This window comes from Nesterenkonia rhizosphaerae, assembly GCF_039544555.1.
In the GTDB taxonomy this organism is placed as follows: domain Bacteria; phylum Actinomycetota; class Actinomycetes; order Actinomycetales; family Micrococcaceae; genus Nesterenkonia; species Nesterenkonia rhizosphaerae.
This window is the reverse complement of sequence record NZ_BAABLW010000001.1, coordinates 267,239-285,100: the sequence shown is the minus strand read 5'-3', so window position 1 is coordinate 285,100 and position 17,862 is coordinate 267,239. Positions and strand designations below refer to the sequence as shown.

The 17,862-nt window shown below is 64.5% G+C and carries 17 protein-coding genes; 8 read left to right on the top strand and 9 right to left on the bottom strand.

The window, feature by feature from the left end; genetic code table 11:
- Positions 1–12: 12 nt before the first annotated feature.
- From ABEA23_RS01230 to ABEA23_RS01195, 8 genes are all read right to left on the bottom strand, one after another.
- A complete protein-coding gene (locus ABEA23_RS01230; RefSeq protein WP_345476306.1) occupies positions 13–939 on the bottom strand; it encodes a LysR substrate-binding domain-containing protein in 927 nt (308 codons plus the stop codon).
- Between the two features lie 163 nt (positions 940–1,102).
- A complete protein-coding gene (locus ABEA23_RS01225) occupies positions 1,103–2,542 on the bottom strand; it encodes an aldehyde dehydrogenase family protein (RefSeq protein WP_345476305.1) in 1,440 nt (479 codons plus the stop codon).
- A gap of 142 nt (positions 2,543–2,684) precedes the next feature.
- On the bottom strand, positions 2,685–3,323 hold the full coding sequence (locus tag ABEA23_RS01220) for a TetR/AcrR family transcriptional regulator (RefSeq protein WP_345476304.1): 639 nt from the start codon (positions 3,321–3,323) through the stop codon (positions 2,685–2,687).
- A 50-nt stretch (positions 3,324–3,373) separates the two neighbouring features.
- The gene (locus ABEA23_RS01215) at positions 3,374–4,165 is read right to left on the bottom strand and encodes a M50 family metallopeptidase (protein ID WP_345476303.1); all 792 of its coding nucleotides are present in this window, start codon (positions 4,163–4,165) and stop codon (positions 3,374–3,376) included.
- Positions 4,155–5,945 (bottom strand): acetyl/propionyl/methylcrotonyl-CoA carboxylase subunit alpha, encoded by a 1,791-nt coding sequence (locus tag ABEA23_RS01210; RefSeq protein ID WP_345476302.1) that lies wholly within the window; start codon positions 5,943–5,945, stop codon positions 4,155–4,157. The genes ABEA23_RS01215 and ABEA23_RS01210 overlap by 11 nt, the downstream gene beginning before the upstream one ends.
- A gap of 97 nt (positions 5,946–6,042) precedes the next feature.
- Positions 6,043–6,801, bottom strand: coding sequence for a Maf family protein (locus tag ABEA23_RS01205; protein ID WP_345476301.1), 759 nt, complete (start codon positions 6,799–6,801; stop codon positions 6,043–6,045).
- On the bottom strand, positions 6,798–7,136 hold the full coding sequence (locus tag ABEA23_RS01200; RefSeq protein ID WP_345476300.1) for a hypothetical protein: 339 nt from the start codon (positions 7,134–7,136) through the stop codon (positions 6,798–6,800). The genes ABEA23_RS01205 and ABEA23_RS01200 overlap by 4 nt, the downstream gene beginning before the upstream one ends.
- A gap of 124 nt (positions 7,137–7,260) precedes the next feature.
- Complete coding sequence (locus ABEA23_RS01195; RefSeq protein WP_044494015.1) at positions 7,261–8,850, bottom strand: acyl-CoA carboxylase subunit beta; 1,590 nt, start codon at positions 8,848–8,850, stop codon at positions 7,261–7,263.
- Between the two features lie 207 nt (positions 8,851–9,057).
- On the opposite strand from ABEA23_RS01195, the gene ABEA23_RS01190 reads away from it, so the two are divergent.
- From ABEA23_RS01190 to ABEA23_RS01175, 4 genes are all read left to right on the top strand, one after another.
- Positions 9,058–9,942, top strand: a complete 885-nt coding sequence (locus ABEA23_RS01190) for an SDR family oxidoreductase (RefSeq protein WP_345476299.1) — start codon at positions 9,058–9,060, stop codon at positions 9,940–9,942.
- The gene (locus tag ABEA23_RS01185) at positions 9,943–10,875 is read left to right on the top strand and encodes a biotin--[acetyl-CoA-carboxylase] ligase (RefSeq protein WP_345476298.1); all 933 of its coding nucleotides are present in this window, start codon (positions 9,943–9,945) and stop codon (positions 10,873–10,875) included.
- A gap of 111 nt (positions 10,876–10,986) precedes the next feature.
- Positions 10,987–11,577 (top strand): hypothetical protein, encoded by a 591-nt coding sequence (locus ABEA23_RS01180; RefSeq protein ID WP_044494018.1) that lies wholly within the window; start codon positions 10,987–10,989, stop codon positions 11,575–11,577.
- Between the two features lie 394 nt (positions 11,578–11,971).
- Positions 11,972–13,027 (top strand): adenylate/guanylate cyclase domain-containing protein, encoded by a 1,056-nt coding sequence (locus tag ABEA23_RS01175; protein WP_345476363.1) that lies wholly within the window; start codon positions 11,972–11,974, stop codon positions 13,025–13,027.
- Positions 13,028–13,069: 42 nt separating this feature from the next.
- Here ABEA23_RS01175 and ABEA23_RS01170 read toward each other — a convergent pair whose 3' ends face one another.
- A complete protein-coding gene (locus ABEA23_RS01170; RefSeq protein ID WP_345476297.1) occupies positions 13,070–13,558 on the bottom strand; it encodes a hypothetical protein in 489 nt (162 codons plus the stop codon).
- Between the two features lie 120 nt (positions 13,559–13,678).
- On the opposite strand from ABEA23_RS01170, the gene ABEA23_RS01165 reads away from it, so the two are divergent.
- The 4 genes from ABEA23_RS01165 (at position 13,679) to gatB (ending at position 17,852) form a co-directional block, all read left to right on the top strand.
- A complete protein-coding gene (locus ABEA23_RS01165) occupies positions 13,679–14,446 on the top strand; it encodes a PP2C family protein-serine/threonine phosphatase (protein ID WP_345476296.1) in 768 nt (255 codons plus the stop codon).
- 68 nt (positions 14,447–14,514) lie between these two features.
- Entirely contained in the window at positions 14,515–14,811 is a 297-nt protein-coding gene (gene gatC, locus ABEA23_RS01160) for an Asp-tRNA(Asn)/Glu-tRNA(Gln) amidotransferase subunit GatC (RefSeq protein ID WP_260073299.1), read from the top strand.
- A gap of 3 nt (positions 14,812–14,814) precedes the next feature.
- Complete coding sequence (gene gatA, locus ABEA23_RS01155) at positions 14,815–16,338, top strand: Asp-tRNA(Asn)/Glu-tRNA(Gln) amidotransferase subunit GatA (protein ID WP_345476295.1); 1,524 nt, start codon at positions 14,815–14,817, stop codon at positions 16,336–16,338.
- Entirely contained in the window at positions 16,335–17,852 is a 1,518-nt protein-coding gene (gene gatB, locus ABEA23_RS01150) for an Asp-tRNA(Asn)/Glu-tRNA(Gln) amidotransferase subunit GatB (protein ID WP_425577074.1), read from the top strand. The genes gatA and gatB overlap by 4 nt, the downstream gene beginning before the upstream one ends.
- Positions 17,853–17,862: the final 10 nt, after the last annotated feature.

Sequence of the window (17,862 nt, the reverse complement as noted above, 5' to 3'; positions counted from 1 at the left end):
CGCCGGTGGCGCTCAGACCAGCGAGCCGCGCAGCTCGCCCAGCGTCAGCTCGATCAGCGCTTGGGCAGCTGGGCGGGGCCGGACGTCGCGGGGCCAGGCAATGTGGACCGCGATAGTCGGCGTCGGTGGGTAGATCTCGCGAGTCTGCAGGGGGCGCCCCTCGTTGCTGACATTGTGCGTGAACCGCTGCGCCAGCAAGGTGTAGCCCATCCCGCGTGCCACAAGGGACCGAGTCAGCTCCACATCGTTGGTCCTGAATCGGGTTCGCGGACGCACCGAGGCGGCGGCGAAGACCTCCAGGGTGTGCTCACGGCTGGGCGGGACGTCGAAGAGGATATGGTCCCGCTGCGCCACATCGCTGAGCCTCACCGTGCCTTCGGGGTCCCCCTGACGGGTCGGCGGAGCCTCGTCCTCGGCGAACATGGCGTATACCGAGCGCCGGACGACCAGCCGGGAGTCCAGCTCCTCGTGCAGACCCATGTCGTAGAGCAACGCGACGTCGATCTCTCCGCGTAGCGCCGCGGTCTGCAGCTGGTTCTGATCCCCCACGATGAACTTGGGGCGGATACCAGGATGCGTACGCTCCAGGCCTTGCAGCACAGGGGGCAGCACGCTGGGCGCCAGGGTAACGTAACAACCGATGATGACCTCGCCGGTCAGCTCATGATCACCGTCGGAGGATGCCACCATCTCCAATCCGTTGGCCTCGTGCAGCAGTGCCGAGGCGCTCCTGGCGAAGCGCCGTCCGGCCGCTGTGAGGGTCACTCCGTGGGAGCGGCGTCGGACTGTCAGCTGCACTCCCACCGCGCGCTCCAGCTCGGTCAGCGCTCCCGCCACCGCAGACGGGCTCGAGACCAGCTCCTGGGCGGCACCGCTGATGGTCCCGGAGCGAGCGACGGCTTCGAAGACCTCCAGCTGGCGCAGTGTGAACCGAGGCATGTCGTCCTTTCCGCGAAAGGAGCCTCACCGACTCCTCACTGTGAGCATCATGCCATGTGATCTGCATCATAGGTGTTCTGAGTTGAGTGTGCCGGAGGGGTGTGCGGAGCGCCGAGGCACTCTGCGCACCCCTGTAGCGAGCCCCGCTTACTCAGCCCTGGGCTCAGCGGCTGATCACGTGCGGTTGGCAGACCTCCTTTAGGCCCTCCACCCCGAACTCCACGCCGAACCCGGACTCGCGGGCGCCTCCGAAGGGGATCCGGGGATCCACTGCACCGTGCTTATTGATCCAGGTGGTGCCGGCCACCAGACGGGAGGCGACTTCCTCTGCACGGTCCGGATCGGAGGACCACACGGAGGAGCCCAGCGCCTCATTCAGGGAGTTTGCCCATTCGACGGCCTGATCGAGGTCGGTGTACTTCACAATCGGCAGTACTGGGCCGAACTGCTCCTCCACCACCAACGGGTTCTGCGGATCGATGTCGGCCACCAGCGTGGCGGGGTAGAAGAACCCGGGTGCCTGCCGGTCTGGGTCGCCGCCGATCAGCACCCGCGCCCCGGACTCCTTCGCCGCGGTGACCAGGCGGTCCACCACCTCCCACTGGGCGCGGTTCTGCAGGGGACCCAGCAGATTCTCCTCATCGAGGCCCACACCCATGGGTGTGCTGCGGGCTACCTCCAGCAGGGCGTCGCAGACCTCATCGTAGAGGGACTCTGGGACGTAGAGGCGCTTCATCGCCGCGCAGGTCTGACCGGTGTTGATAAACGCGCCCCAGAAGAGGTCTCCGGCGATGGCCTGCGGGTCTGCGTCGTCCAGCACAATGCCTGCATCGTTGCCGCCGAGCTCCATGGTCATGCGCTTCACGGTGTCGGCTGCTGCCTTAATGATCTTCTTGCCGGTTTCGGTGGAGCCGGTGAACATGATCTTGGCGACGTCGGGATGGCGGCTGAGCTGATCGCCCACATCACCGCGTCCGGGAACCGCGATGAGAACATCTGCTGGCAGTGCGGTGTTGAGCACCTCGGTGAGCGCCAGCACGCTCAGCGGCGTGTAGCCGCTGGGCTTGATCACCACTGTGTTGCCCATGCGCAGCGAGGGCGCGATCTGCCACACCGAGATCATCATGGGCCAGTTCCACGGCCCGATGGCGCCCACCACGCCCAGCGGGCGCCAGTGGAGCACGCTGCGGCCGGACTCGTCGTCGACAAGCACCTCCGGATCCAGCTGGAAGTCAGCGGTGGTCCGCAGCCACGCAGCACACGCTCCCACCTCGAACCTTGCGTTGGGCCCGTTCAGGGGCTTGCCCTGCTCCCGGGAGAGCAACTGCGCTAACTCCTCAGCGTGGGCCTCCACCGCATCTGCAGCAGCATGCAGGGCCTGGCTCCGCTCCTGCGAGCTCAGCGCCGCCCATGCCGGCTGAGCGGACTTGGCCCGGACGACGGCGGCGTGAAGGTCCTCCGGTCCGGCCTGCGGGGTGATCCCCACGAGCTCGCCGGTGGCAGGATCAAAGATCTCCCGGCCGCCTTCAGCGGGCTGGATCCGGCTCAGCAGGTCTGCAGCCTGAGTGGTCCCGGTTTGAGTGGTCCCAAATTGGGTGGTCATCGTCCGACTCCTTGGAGATGTGTGATGTGTATCTCTTCAAGAGTCGTTCAGGTCAGCTTCCCCGGCTTGGCCGGCGGTGCACAGATGTTTGCACGGTGTGCAGGCGTGCCGCACACTGTGCCGTCAGCCCGTATCTGTGCTGTCAGGCAGGTTCCGCCAGCTGGTCCAGGCCTGTGGCGATGCGGCCCTGCTCGGTCATCCAGGCCCGTAGGCAATGGCGCACCACGCTCCACTGCCGCGACGGCTGCGCCACCGGGGTATGGAGAACATGTTCCACCTGATAGCCGGTGGTGAGCACCAGCAGTGTGTCAGCGATGTCATCGGCCGGGGTGCCCGGCAGCAACTCGCCGGAGGCCGCAGCCTCCGTCAGCATCCCCGTGATGGTCTGGTGCCATTGGCGCTCGATGCTCAGCTGCGATTCACGCAGCTGCGGCCTCCCTGGAACACGCCCCCAGAACCCCAGCGCCACATAGGCCTCATCGTGGGTGGTCTTGGACTGAGGGAAGAGCTCCTCCAGCATGGCGATCAGGGCCGCCAGCCCGCTGCGGTCCCCGATCTTGGCCTTGATGCGGGCGTTGGTGTTGGCGAACGATTGCTGAAACGCGCGCAGCAGGACTTCGTCGAAGCCATCGAAGTAGTGCCACAGGGCGCCGGAGGCCACGCCGAGCTCTGCCGCCAGAGCCCGGGAGGACGCCTTCTCAAAGCCGTCCCGGCCGACCAACTGAAGATAGGTGTCGACGATCTCACGGCGACGTTCCTCACGGTCCACAATCTTCGGCATGCGATTAATTCTCTCTCACTGACAGTTGGCCGAGGCTCCGTCGCCTGAGGTCAGAGCGGCAGCGCCAGATCCTGCGGCCAGATCATCCATGCAACGGCTGCTGCACATGCGGCACTTGTCCCCAGGAAGACCAGCAGCCATGCCGGGGCCGGAAGCGGGAGCCCCCGCCACGCCCGGGCGGCCTGGGAGGCATCTGTGCCGGTCACGGCGGCGCGGGCTCGGGGGTCACCGCCCCATGCACGCATATGCACCCGGGCCACATCCAAACTGCCGCGCAGGCCTGCCGCAGCATAAAAAGCGCCCAGCCCCACCACCGTGTAGACGACGACCTCGGGCTGGTTCCACCACCACACCGCGCCAGCGGCGGCGACTGCCAGCAGGCAGGAGAAGATTCCCACCAGATTGCGGGAGAGCAGCAGCGCCAGCACAAGCACCCCTTGGAAGACCGTCAGGGCGGCACCAGCATGGCCGGCTGAGGCCAGCCAGACCAGCAGCACCGCCAGCAGACCCGGTGCCGGATAGCCGGCGAGGAAAGTCAGCAGCAGTCCGGGCCCCTGGCCTTTGCCGCGCGAGACAGTGACACCGGAAGTATCAGAGTGCAGCCGGATGCCGGACACCCGTCGGCCCACCAACCAAGCGGCAAAGACATGCCCCATCTCATGGATGATGGTGGATGCCTGCCGGGCCACCCGCCACACCGCAGGCACCGCAGCCACCAGCACCACGGCAGCGGCCAGTGCTGCCAGCACCAGCGGATCCGGCTCCGCGGCTACCTGCCAGCGCTGGCTGACGGCCTCAAATACGTCGGCGGTGCGCAGGGTTAGCCCCAGCTCAGCCTTCAATGGTGGCCAGCGCTTGGCCAGCCTTTACGCCAGTGCCGGGCTCTACCTTCAGGCCCTTGATCTTTCCGGCCTTATGCGCGGTGATGGGCTGCTCCATCTTCATTGCCTCCAGCACCACCACCAGGTCACCCTCGGCCACGGTCTGCCCGTTCTTGGCTGCAACCTTCACCACGGTGCCCTGCATAGGAGAGGTCAGGGAATCGCCAGAAGCCGCAGCTGCCGCCGTCGTGCGCTTCTTGCGGCGCTTCTTCTGACCTGTGCTTGGGTTGGCGAGAGTGCCGGCTGCCAGCGAAGCGGGAACGGTGACAGTCAGCCGTTTGCCGTTGACCTCCACCACAACTTCTTCACGCGCTGCGGCTTCGGGTCCTGCCGGGTGGGCCGTCAGTGCGTTATACGGCGGAATGTCGTTGCTGAATTCAGTTTCGATCCACCGGGTGTGCACGGAGAACTCAGGGGTCTTCGGACCCGTGCTGGTGAGCTCCGGGGCGAAGGCAGGATCCTCCACCACCTTCTGGTGGAAGGGCAGCACGGTGGGCATTCCCTCCACGCGCATCTCAGCCAGCGCACGCTTAGCGCGCTGCAGCGCTTCACGGCGGTCGGCGCCGGTGACAATCAGCTTGGCAACCATTGAATCGAAGGCACCGGAGATGGTCTCCCCGGCACGCACACCGGAATCCACACGCACACCCGGCCCGGTTGGCAGGTCAAAACGCTCAAGGGTGCCAGGCGCTGGCATGAAGTTCCGGCCGGCGTCCTCGCCGTTGATCCTGAACTCGAAACTGTGGCCGCGCAGCTCGGGATCGTCATAGCCGAGCTTCTCACCGCGGGCAATGCGGAACTGCTCCCGGACCAGATCGATGCCGGTGACCTCCTCGGTGACCGGATGCTCCACCTGCAGTCGGGTGTTGACCTCCAGGAAGCTGATAGTGCCGTCCTGGCCGATCAGGAACTCACAGGTGCCCGCGCCGGTGTAGCCGGCCTCCTTCAGGATGGCCTTCGACGCCCGGTACAGCTGACGGACCTGCGCGCGGCTCAGATAGGGGGCCGGGGCCTCCTCCACGAGCTTCTGGTTACGCCGCTGCAGTGAGCAGTCACGGGTGGAGACCACGACGACGTTGCCGTGTGCATCTGCCAGGCACTGGGTTTCCACGTGGCGTGGACGGTCCAGGAACTTCTCGATGAAGCACTCTCCGCGGCCGAAGGCGGCAGTGGCTTCTCGCACCGCGGATTCGTAGAGCTCCACGATCTCGTCATACTCACGCACTACTTTGATGCCGCGTCCACCGCCGCCATAGGCCGCCTTGATAGCCAGGGGCAGGCCCTGCTTCTCAGCGAATCTCAGGACCTCTTTGGCGTCCTTGACTGGCTGTTTCGTGCCCGGGGCCAGAGGAGCGCCCACCTTCTCGGCCAGCTGGCGGGCGGAGACCTTATCTCCGAGGGTCTCAATAGCCGCCGGGCTGGGGCCGATCCACACCAGGCCAGCGTCGATGACCGCGCGAGCGAAGTCCGCATTCTCGGAGAGGAACCCGTAGCCGGGGTGCACAGCGTCTGCGCCGGTGGCTGCGGCGGCTTCCAGCAGCTTATCGATGACCAGGTAGCTCTCAGCGGCGGTCTGCCCACCCAAGGCGAAGGCCTCATCGGCCAGTCCCACATGGACGGCGTCGCGGTCGGGTTCGGCGTACACAGCCACCGTGCGCAGGCCCTCATCCCTGGCGGCGCGGATCACGCGTACAGCGATCTCACCGCGGTTGGCGATCAGCACCTTTGAAAACTCGGTCATCTCTTCTCTCCTTCGCGTTCGGTGGCGCAGTCTGACGGTTTTTCTTTGCGAAGCGGGGCGCAGATACCGTCAAACTGCGCCACCGAACAAAGCGGTTCTAGGCTTGGCTGCCCTCTGGTGCGGCTCGATAGGTACTGAGGTCATGGCCCAGCCGCTGCAGGAGCCGACCCAAGGCAGCGGGGGAGACCCCGATGACAGCGTCGCGGTCGCCGTCGACTCTCTCAATGAACTCCGCAGCCCCGCCCTCCAGCGTGAAAGCTCCCGCGCAGTGCAGGGGCTCACCGGATTCGCAGTAACTGCGGATCTGCTCATCAGTGGGAGTGCCGAAATGCACGGTGGAGGAGACGGTCTCTGCGGCTGCTTCCAGATCGCGAGTGGAGTCTGGCACTGAGCCGAGTATCGCCTCCATCCCGCCACTCATCCACCGGCCCAGCTTCTGGGCCGGGCGTTCAGTGGATTCGACCAGCCAATGCCCGGTGTGCAGGACTCCGGCCTTGCCGCGCATCTGCTGCCAGCGCTCCACAGCGATATCCACCTCATAGGGCTTCCCATACGCGGTGCCGTCCAGCTCGAAGACCGAATCGCAGCCGAGCACCAGGGCACCACGGGCCTGCGGGCGGGAAGCGACATCCTCCGCCTTGGCCTGGGCCAGCAGCTGAGCCTCCTCCGCGGGAGTCAGTGGCCCGGAGACTTCCTCGGCCTGCTCCACGAGCATCCGCTCGTCAACCTCGGAAACCACCACCTCAAACTGGATGCCGGCCTGAGTCAGGATCTCACGGCGACTGGGTGAAGCCGAGGCCAATATCAGCCGCGGCGCGCTGCTGGACCGCGGACCACGATGACGCTGCCGGCTCATCGCAGACCTCCCGCGGCCAGTCTCCAGGAGCTGCCACCGGGGCGCCCCCAGAGACCATGATGATCCTGGGCCAGGCGGCGGTGCCGCTGAAGAGTCCGATCAGAAGGACCAGCCGCTCCGGCGTCGTCATCAGCGCGGGCCGCCTGGGCGGCACGAAGCTGTGTGATCACAGCAACGACGGCGGCGGTCTCCTCCGCTGTCAGCTCAGTGCCTACAATGTCAAGGACAGCGGCATCAGCGGTGACCTGTTCTGGGCTTTCGGATAAGGCTGTGCCGGTGGCGGTCCCCACAACCGACTCGGCCGTCCGCGTGGCGGCATCAAACAGCGCACTCACAGCGGAATGTTCCCATGCTCGGTGCTGGTTCCGCCGGCGCGTGCACGCCGCGCTCGGCTCTCGGCCGCGTAGCCGCGGCCATCACGCCTGAAGACGTTAACAGCGTAGTACTTAGTCATCGGTCTCATAGCGGAATGTTCCCGTGCTTCTTGGCGGGCAGAGCCTCGCGCTTGTGGTGGGTGGCGCGCAGGGCCTGAGTGATATGCCAGCGCGTCTCCGCCGGCTCGATCACTGCGTCGATATAACCCAGCTCGGCGGCCTGATACGGGTTCAGCAGGGCTGCCTCATAATCAGCGATCAGCTCTGCGCGGCGGGCCTCGACGTCGCCACCGTCCTTCTCCACCGCCGCCAGATCCCGCCGGTAGAGGATGTTCACTGCTCCCTGAGCGCCCATGACCCCGATCTGAGCGGTGGGCCAGGCCAGGTTCACATCGGCGCCCAGCTTCTTGGAGCCCATCACAATGTAGGCGCCGCCGAAGGCCTTACGCGTAATCACCGTGACCTTCGGGACGGTGGCTTCAGCGTAGGCGTAGAGCAGCTTGGCCCCGCGCCGAATGATGCCGCCGAACTCCTGATCAGTGCCGGGCAGGAAGCCGGGGACATCCACCAGAGTCAGAATGGGGATATTGAAGGCATCGCAGAAGCGCACAAACCGAGCAGCCTTCTCCGAGGCCGAAATGTCCAGGGTCCCGGCGAACTGGCTGGGCTGGTTGGCCACCACGCCCACACTGCGGCCTTCAACCCGGCCGAAGCCGATGATGATGTTCGGAGCGTAGAGGGACTGCAGCTCCAGGAAATGCCCGTCATCGAGAAGCTGCTCGATGAGCACCTTCATGTCATAGGGAGCCGAAGCTGAGTCCGGGATCAGCTGATTGAGCGCCTCATCCTCGAGCTCGATCTTCGGGCGAGCCTCAGCCGGCTCCACCGGGGCTTCGGCAAGGTTGTTCAGCGGCAGGAACTCCAAGAGCTCCTTGGCGAACTCAATGGCATCCTCTTCATCTGATGCCATATAGCTGGCGGTACCGGTGGTGGTGGAGTGCGAGCGTGCACCACCGAGGGTCTCCATATCCACATCCTCACCGGTCACGGACTTGATCACATCCGGTCCGGTGATGAACATGTGCGAGGTCTTATCCACCATGATGATGAAGTCGGTCAGCGCCGGAGAATACGCAGCACCGCCGGCTGAAGGACCCATGATCAGGGTGATCTGCGGGATTACGCCGGAAGAGTGGACGTTATTGCGGAAGATATCAGCGAACATGGCAAGCGAGGCCACGCCCTCCTGAATGCGCGCGCCGCCGCCGTCGTTGATGCCAATCACTGGGCAGCCGTTGCGTGCGGCGAACTCCTGGACCTTGACGATCTTCTCGCCGTTGACCGCCGAGAGCGAACCGCCAAAAACAGTGAAGTCCTGGGAGTACACCGCCACCAGCCGGCCGTCGACGGTGCCGTAGCCGGAGACCAGCCCGTCACCGAGCAGTTTTTTCTTCTCCATCCCGAAGGCATGGGTGCGGTGAACCGCCAGAGCGTCGAACTCCACGAACGAGTCCTCATCCAGAAGCATCTCGATACGTTCGCGGGCGGTGTGCTTTCCGCGGTTGTGCTGCTTCTCTACGGCGGCTTCCCCAGCGGGGGCCAGGGTCTCATCACGACGACGCCGGAACTCGGCGAGCTTGCCAGCGGTGGTGGTCATGTCAGCGTCTGAGCTCATAGGTTCTTCAGCGGCACTTTCTCGCGTGGACGTCATCGGACACGGTGAAGTCGCCAGATTCTCACGATTCTGGAGGAACTCCACAAACTGAGCGTCAGTCTAATGAGGCTTCATCGCAGATCGGATGTAGAAACCCTACAAGGAGCGCAGCTGCGGGCGTGAAGACCTCCCCTTACTGACCAGTAGCGTGCGCATAGAGTAGGGACTATGACGCAGACCACTTCACCGCAGGGCCACTCAGCCTCAGAAGCAACGCTGTCAGGACGGACCGTGCTGATCTCCGGAGGCAGCCGCGGCATCGGCCATTCCATCGCCGTGAGGCTCGCCCGTGCCGGTGCCAATCTGGTGCTGCTGGCCAAAACTGACACCCCGCACCCGAAGCTGGAAGGCACCGTCCACACAGCTGTGGCAGACGTCGAGGCCGCCGGAGGGCAGGGACTGGCGGTGGTGGGGGATATTCGCCACGACGAAGATGTTGAAGCCGCCGTGACCGCAGCTGTGGAACGTTTCGGCGGAATCGACGTCGTCATCAATAATGCTTCCGCCATTGATCTGCGGCCCACTGAGGCACTGGATATGAAGCGCTATGACCTGATGCAGGACATCAACGCCAGGGGCAGTTTCGCGCTCTCCAAGGCGGCCATCCCGCATCTGCGAACCAGCGCATCCCAAGAGGGCTGGACTCCGAGGATCCTGACTCTGTCCCCACCGCTGAACCTGGACCCGAAATGGTTTGGCCGGCACCTGGGCTACACCATGAGCAAGTATGCGATGTCCATGACTACTCTCGGGCTGGCCGCGGAGCTTGGGCCTGAGGGGATCACCGTGAACTCGCTGTGGCCGGCCACCCTCATTGAAACGGCAGCCATCGCGAACCTTCCGGGCGGGGAGAAGATGCTGGCTGGGAGCCGCAAGCCCCAGATCATGGCCGATGCTGCTTATGCGCTGATCAGCGGCAGTGCGGACTTTGGTGGGGAGCTCTCCAGTCCATTCCTGACCGATGAGCAGGTGCTTGCCGCTGCAGGTATTACCGATCTCAGCTCCTATGCGGTGACCCCGGGTACCGAGCTGGTTCCGGATATCTTCCTATAGATGACCCATTACCTGGCACCCTTGGACGCGCACCGGCTGAACCAGCAGCTGGTGCGCCCCGGCCTGGTCTCGCGTCTGGTCCGGCACGAATCCGCCACTTCCACCAACGCTGAACTGGTGGCCGCGGCGCAGGCGCCGGACTTCGCTGCGCGCTGGCCGCATTTCGCTGTGCTCACGACAGAAGAACAAACCGGCGGGCGCGGCAGACTGGGTCGCAGCTGGGCCTCACCCAAGGGTGCTTCGCTGTCCACCTCCGTGGTCCTGCGCAGCACTCTTCCACGGCAGCAGTGGCATTGGTTGACCATGCTGGCTGGGCGGGCATTGGTGCGAACACTGCGGGAGCTCGGACTGGATGCGGAACTGAAATGGCCCAATGATGTCCACGTCCAGGGACGCAAGATCGCCGGGTTACTGGCAGTAGTGCCTCCCGGGGACCCCCAGGCACTAGTGCTGGGAGCCGGTATCAATGTGCTGCTGACCCAGGAGGAACTGCCGACGACGACGGCGACCTCGGTGCTGCTGGAACTGCAGCGGGCCTGGATGCCAGCTCCCGATCTGGGCACCTCGCAAGGGGTGGCCGAAGCTGCCACCCTGCGCACCCAGGTGCTCTGCAGCTGGCTTCAGCACACCCACGATCTCTACTCACAGGCGCACAGTGCTGGAGACATCGCAGCAGTGCGGGAGGCCATTGTCGAAGCCATCAGCACTGTGGGGCAGCAGGTGCGCCTGGAGCTTCCCGACGGTACCGGGGTTCGCGGCACCGCGGTCGGGATCCAGCAGGACGGCGCATTGGTGGTTGAGGTGACCAGCCGCCGTCGCAGTGTCCTGGATCCGGAAGCCGGGGGAGGCGATGAGCAGCTGTGGGAGCAGGTGCCCGCCAGTGTGGAGGAATTCACTGCTGGCGATGTCGTTCACCTTCGTCCGCTTCAATGACTGGACCCATGATGCGCTCACCAGGCCTGCAGACCAGGCGAGCGCAGCCTGGCGAGGTTTCAGTAGACTAGAAAGCTGAGCCCGAGAATCTGACCCGGGAGGTGCCGGCTCGTGCTGTTGAAGCTGGTTGACGGTGAGCAAGTGGTGGTGCGTACGCGCGCCCATCATCGGGCCCTGCTGCCTGCGGTGATCAACCTATTGGTGACCATCGGGCTGATGAGTTTCCTGCTCGGTTATGTCTCACGCCCCACCCAACCGGCCTTTATTGAGCACTACCGCCACATCCTGGTTTTCCTGATCTGGGCGGCGGGTCTGATCTCCCTGGCCTTCGGGTCGCTTAAACCAGCGCTGGTGTGGCTGAACCGCTTCACCTACCTGACCACAGAACGCGTGGTGCAGAAGAACCTGATCGGGGCTGCACAGGCCACTGTGGTGCCGCTGGCGCTGCTCTCTCAGGCGGAACTGCGCATCTCGAGTATGCAGGGTATGTCAGGGGCGGGGGACTTGCTGCTCATTCACGGCGCCTATGGCCAGCACCAGCGAACCAGATTGAAGGACATGCCTGACGCTGAACGGTTCAACACGCTTATTGCTGAGCAGCTGACCGAGTATCGACGCCGGGCTGCCCGTGCTGCCTACGCTGCTGGCCCGCAGCCCTATGCCGCGCCCGGGGATGTGTATGGATCCGCGTTCGGACGCTGAGCCGGGGCCTGGGTCCGGGCCCGATCAAGCCGCTGAGCAGTCGGACCAGGCGGAGAGCACCGATGACAAGCGTCACGGAAGTGAGGCCTGGGAGCGAGCCCGCCGTCGCGGCTTCGGGGGAATCGGTGACTATATGGCCGATGAGACCCAGGAGATCCCCCGCCCCGGTGACGAGGGCGGTTACACCTCTGAGGAACTCGCCGCGGCTCGCTCTGATTGGACAGACTTTCCTTCCATCGCCTCCGGGACAGTCGCGCGCGCAGACACCTTGCCGGCCGCGCCGCCGCAGGCCACTGAAGAGGCCCGGGCCTTCGCTGCCGAGCACCCAGGGATGGAGCTGGACTCCGCTTCGGCCGAGCGTCACCCGCATACTGCGGCGATTCCGATTCCGACGATGGAGCAGCGCGAATGGCACCGGAACATCCGGCAGCTGGAGCGCCGGCTCCTGGGTGCTGAGCGCACTCTGACATACCGCGAGATGGCCTCCCGCATGGGGGTGTCCACGCATTCAGCCCGCAAACTCTGGCGTGCCCTGGGATTTCCCAACCTGGAGGACGATGTCACTGCCTTCACCGAGGCAGATGCGCAGGCGCTGGCCACCATGGTTGGTCTGGTGCGCGAGGGCTACCTGAATGAGGAGACAGCGATCTCACTGACCCGCTCGGTGGGACAGATGACTGACCGCATGGTGGTCTGGCAGATCGAGGCCCTGGTGGAGGACAAAATCACCAATGAGGGGTACGACGACGCCGAGGCCCGCAGTCACGTGGTGGAATCACTGCCGCAGCTCATTGAACCGCTGCAGCAGCTGATGGGCTACGCCTGGCGGCGTCAGCTCTCCGCGGCCCTGCAGCGACTCACCGTCCGTGTGGAGTCCGGGCTTGCCGCGGTCAGCCGTGGGCGCGATGCGGGGGGCTCCGATGCGCCGCTGCCACTGGCCCGGGCAGTGGGCTTTGCCGACTTGGTCTCCTATACCTCGCTCTCGCGCCAGATGAGCGAGCGCACCTTGGCGCAGATGGTGCAGCGTTTTGAGTCCAAATGTGCGGAGATCATCTCCATCGGTGGTGGCCGGCTGGTCAAGACCGTGGGAGATGAGGTGCTCTACAACGCCGAAACCCCTGAGGCCGGTGCGGAGATTGCGCTGGCACTTGCTGAGACCATTGCGGCAGATGACGTGCTGCCGCAGGCCAGGGTTTCTGTGGTGTGGGGCCGAGTGCTCTCCCGGATGGGTGATATCTACGGGCCCACCGTGAACCTGGCGGCGCGGCTGACGTCGCTGGCTGATCCGGGCACCATCCTGGTGGATGCTGATACAGCTGCGGCCCTGGAACGCAGTGAGGATTACCTTCTGGTGCCCCAGCCGCCGCGGATTGTGCGCGGCTTCGGAGAAGTCGCCCCCAGCATGCTGCTACGGGCCAGCGGCACCGGCATTGTGCTGGATCAAAGCTGAACAGTGAGTAACCAACAGTGAGTCACTGCGGTGCATTCTCAGTCACTGCCGTGCATTGAGGACGAAGATCTCATGCACACCGGTGAGTTCGCATTCTTCGATGAGCTGCTGCGGCAGCACCTCGGCTAGTTGCAGGGAACCGCCGCCCACACTGAACGGTTTATCCAGAGCCATGAAGCCGCCGTCGGGAAGTTCCACGCCGTGCTCAGTGGGGACAGCACCGTAGGGAAATCTGATCGCCGTTCGTTCTTGGGTGCCGTCGTGCTCTGAGAGCAGGCATCCGGACGGGCCGGCAGTGAGGGTCCCGGAGACCAAAGCATCCATTTCAACCGGGTAGGTGGGGGCAGCGGCCGCCGCGATGATCGCGTGGGTCCCGTCAGTCAGCAGCGCAGTGTCGTCCTCGAACGCCGTGGTGCTCAGATGCGCAGAAGCGGCGGCGGGCTCGCCAGGGTCTGCGGCGGAGGTGCCACAGGCAAGAAGCGGTGCGGCTGCAATCACCAGAACCAGGGCAAGTCCTGATGCTCTGATCACGAGACCTCCAAGAACCGTTCGGTGCAGGAGGGGGTGCTCCACTGCTTACAGCAGAGTTCACCGCACCCGCCCAACGTCGTCAAGATCACGTTTCCATATCATCCGTGCAAAGATGGTGACGTGGTCTCCAGCGCGCATACTCCCGATTCGCCGGACGAACCGTATGTCGATTACGGATACGGTTCGCATGTAGGCCTGCGCCGCCAGCTCAATGAAGACTCTTACGTCGTCACTGACACGCTGTTCGCAGTAGCTGACGGGATGGGCGGTCATGAGGCTGGCGAGGTCGCCTCCTCGCTTGCCGTTCAGGCGCTGGCCGAGGGCTGGGAGGCCGCCGGCGGGCAGGTCACCGAGCGGGATATCCAGCATTACCTCGATGACGCCGACCGACGCATCCGGGAAGCCACAGACTCCAAAGCTGGAACCACGCTCTCCGGGGCCGTGGTGATCCCCGCCCCCAGCGGGGAGGGGCAGGGCCAATGGCAGTGGCTGGTCTTCAACATCGGAGATTCGCGCACCTACCTGCTCCATGACGGCGCACTCATCCGGCTGACCCGGGACCACTCCCAGGTGCAGGAACTCTTTGACTCCGGCATGATCACCGCCGAAGAGATCCACACCCACCCCAACCGCAATGTCATCACCCGCGCCCTGGGTGCCGGTGAGGTATGGGCAGCGGATTTCTTCACTGCCACCATCACCCCTGGTCAGCGCCTGCTGATCTGTTCAGATGGACTTACCGGCGAACTGACTGATGATGAGATCGCGGCAATCCTCAATGCCGGGCGTAACGCCCAGGAGACCGTGGACTGGTTGATTCACCAGTCCCTGCGCGCCGGGGGCCGCGATAATGTCACCGTCGTTCTAGTGGACGTCAAGGGCGACTGAGCCCCCGGGCGTTCAGCCCGCACTAGACTGAGTCTTTGAGAACCCCACCCCCTACCCAAGGGAGCTGCATGTCTGAGATCTCGCGCGCCGACGTCGAGCATCTTGCCAAACTGGCCCATATCGCCATGACCGAGGCTGAGCTGGAGAAGATGGCCGGCGAGCTGGCCGTCATCGTCGATTCAGTGAAAACCGTCCAGGGAGCAGCCGGCGACGACGTCCCGGCCACCAGCCACCCGCTGCCGCTGACCAATGTCTTCCGTGAAGACGTAGTCGGTGAGGTCTTCACCTCCGAGCAGTCGCTGAGCAATGCCCCCGACGCCGAAGACGGACGCTTCAAAGTCCCGGCAATCCTGGATGAGGAGTAAGAGATGACGACGACGCCCCATAGCCTCATTCGCCTGAGCGCGGCAGAAATGGCCGCGAAACTGCGTGCCGGTGAGATCACCTCGGTGAAGCTCACCCAGGCGCACCTGGATCGCATCACTGAGGTCGACGGCCAGATCAACGCTTTCCTGCATGTCTCCGCTGAAGAAGCGCTGGCTACTGCCGCTGAGGTAGACGCCATCCGCACAGCCGGTGGAGATGAAGCTGAGAATCTGCACCCGCTGGCCGGTGTGCCGATCGCCATCAAGGACCTGATCGTCACCAAGGGACAGCCCACCACGGCAGGCTCCAAGATGCTGCAGGGTTGGATGAGCCCCTACGACGCCACGGTGATCACCAAGATCCGTGCCGCTAAGCTGCCGATCCTGGGCAAGACCAACCTGGATGAGTTCGCCATGGGTTCATCCACTGAGCACTCTGCCTATGGTCCTACCCGCAACCCCTGGGATACCTCGCGTATCCCGGGTGGTTCCGGTGGCGGTTCCGCTGCAGCGGTGGCCGCCTTTGAGGCACCGCTGGCGCTGGGTACTGATACCGGCGGTTCCATCCGCCAGCCCGGCGCGGTCACCGGCACTGTCGGCACCAAGCCCACGTACGGCTCCGTATCGCGCTACGGTGCGATCGCCATGGCCTCCTCATTGGATCAGATCGGTCCGGTGACGCGCACGGTGGAGGACGCTGCGCTGCTGCACGAGCTGATCGCTGGCCACGATCCCAAGGACTCCACCTCCTTGAACGAACCCGTGCCCGCCTTTGCGCAGGCTGCCGCGGATACCGATGTCGCTGGTCTGCGTATCGGCGTCATCAAGCAGCTTCAGGGCGAGGGTTATCAGTCCGGTGTGCTCGAGCGTTTTAATGAGTCGCTCCAGAAGCTGCGCCAGGCCGGAGCAGAGATCGTGGAAGTGGATTGCCCCAGCTTTGACTACGCGCTGGGCGCCTACTACCTGATCATGCCCTCTGAGGCATCCTCGAACCTGGCGAAGTTCGACGGCGTGCGCTACGGCACCCGTGTGGTGCCTGAGGATGGCTCGCTCACTATCGAGCGCGTCATGGGTGCCACTCGAGCCGCAGGCTTCGGTGAGGAGGTCAAGCGCCGCATCATCTTGGGTACATACGCGCTCTCAGCAGGCTACTACGACGCCTACTACGGCTCGGCTCAGAAGATCCGCACCCTGATTCAGCGTGACTTCGACGCCGCATTCGAGAAGGCCGATGTGCTGATCTCCCCGACGGCGCCTACCGTGGCGTTCCCGCTGGGCGAGAAGCTTGATGACCCGCTGGCCATGTACCTCAATGACGTGGCAACCATCCCGGCGAACCTGGCAGGTGTTCCCGGCATTTCGGTCCCGGGTGGCCTCTCTGAGGGGCTGCCGGTGGGCATCCAGTTCCTTGCTCCGGTGCGCGAGGATGCTCGTATCTACCGTGCAGGTGCGGCACTGGAGAAGCTGCTGCAGGAGGACGCCGAGCCGCTGTGGGCTCGCATCCCGGACTTGGAGGGAGCCAAGTGAATCAGACACTGACTGAACCCGCACCGCTGAGCTTTGACGAGGCGCTGGAGCGCTTCGAGCCGGTCATGGGCTTTGAGGTCCACGTGGAGCTGAACACCAAGACCAAGATGTTCTCCTCGGCGCCGAATGCCTTTGGTGATGAGCCCAACACCAATGTCAACGAGGTGGACCTGGGTCTGCCCGGCACTTTGCCGGTGGTCAATAAGACTGCCGTGGAGTACGCCATCAAGCTGGGCCTGGCGCTGAACTGCTCCATTGCGGAGACCTGCCGCTTCGCCCGCAAGCAGTACTTCTACCCGGATACCCCGAAGAACTGGCAGACCTCCCAGTACGACGAGCCCATCGCCTTCGATGGCTACCTGGATGTGGAGCTCGACGACGGCGAGATCTTCCGCGTGGAGATCGAGCGGGCGCATATGGAAGAGGACGCCGGCAAACTGACCCACGCCGGTGGTTCCGGGCGTATTCAGGGTGCGGACTACTCGCTGGTGGATTATAACCGTGCGGGTGTGCCGCTCATTGAGATCGTCACCAAACCCATTACTGGTGCCGGCGAGCGCGCCCCGGAGATCGCCCGGGCCTATGTGACCGCTGTCCGCGACATCGTGAAGGCTCTGGGCATCTCCGATGCCCGTATGGAGCGCGGCAATGTCCGTTGCGATGCCAATGTCTCCCTCATGGAGAAGGGGGCCGGGAAGTTCGGTACCCGCTCGGAGACGAAGAACGTCAACTCCCTGCGCGCAGTGGAGCACGCTGTGCACTACGAGATCCGCCGACACGCGGGCATTCTGGCTGCCGGTGGTTCCATCGTGCAGGAGACCCGGCACTGGAAGGAGGACACCCGCACCACGTCCTCCGGACGGCCGAAATCCGATGCTGATGACTACCGGTACTTCCCGGAGCCGGACCTGCTGCCGATCGTCACCGATCAGGAGTGGATCGAGCGGCTGCGCGCTGAGCTGCCGGAGCCGCCGGCGGAGCGCCGTCGTCGTCTGCGTGAGGCCTGGGGCTACTCGGATAAGGAATTCCGCGACGTGCTCGCGGCGGGTCTGATGGACCAGATCGAGGAGACTGTCGCCTCGGGCGCTTCACCGGCAGTGGCTCGCAAGTGGTGGATGGGCGAGATCTCCCGGGTGGCCAATGCCCGTGAGGTGGAGCCGGCCGCACTCGGCGTGGAGCCAGCGACCATCGTGGAGCTGAACAAGCTGATCGAGGAGGGTCGTATCAATGACAAGATCGCCCGCCAGGTACTGGAGTACCACCTCGACGGCGAGGGCGCTCCGAGCAAGATTGTTGCTGACCGCGGCCTTGAAGTGGTCTCCGACGACGGCGCGCTGACTGCCGCAGTGGAGAAGGCCATGGCAGAGAACCCGGATGTGGTGGAGAAGGTCGCTGCGGGCAAACTTAAGGCCATCGGGGCTCTCATCGGGCCGGTGATGAAAGAAACTCGCGGCCAGGCGGATGCCGGTAAGGTCCGCGAGATCGTGCTGAACAAACTCGGCATCGAGGGCTGACCCGCCTCCA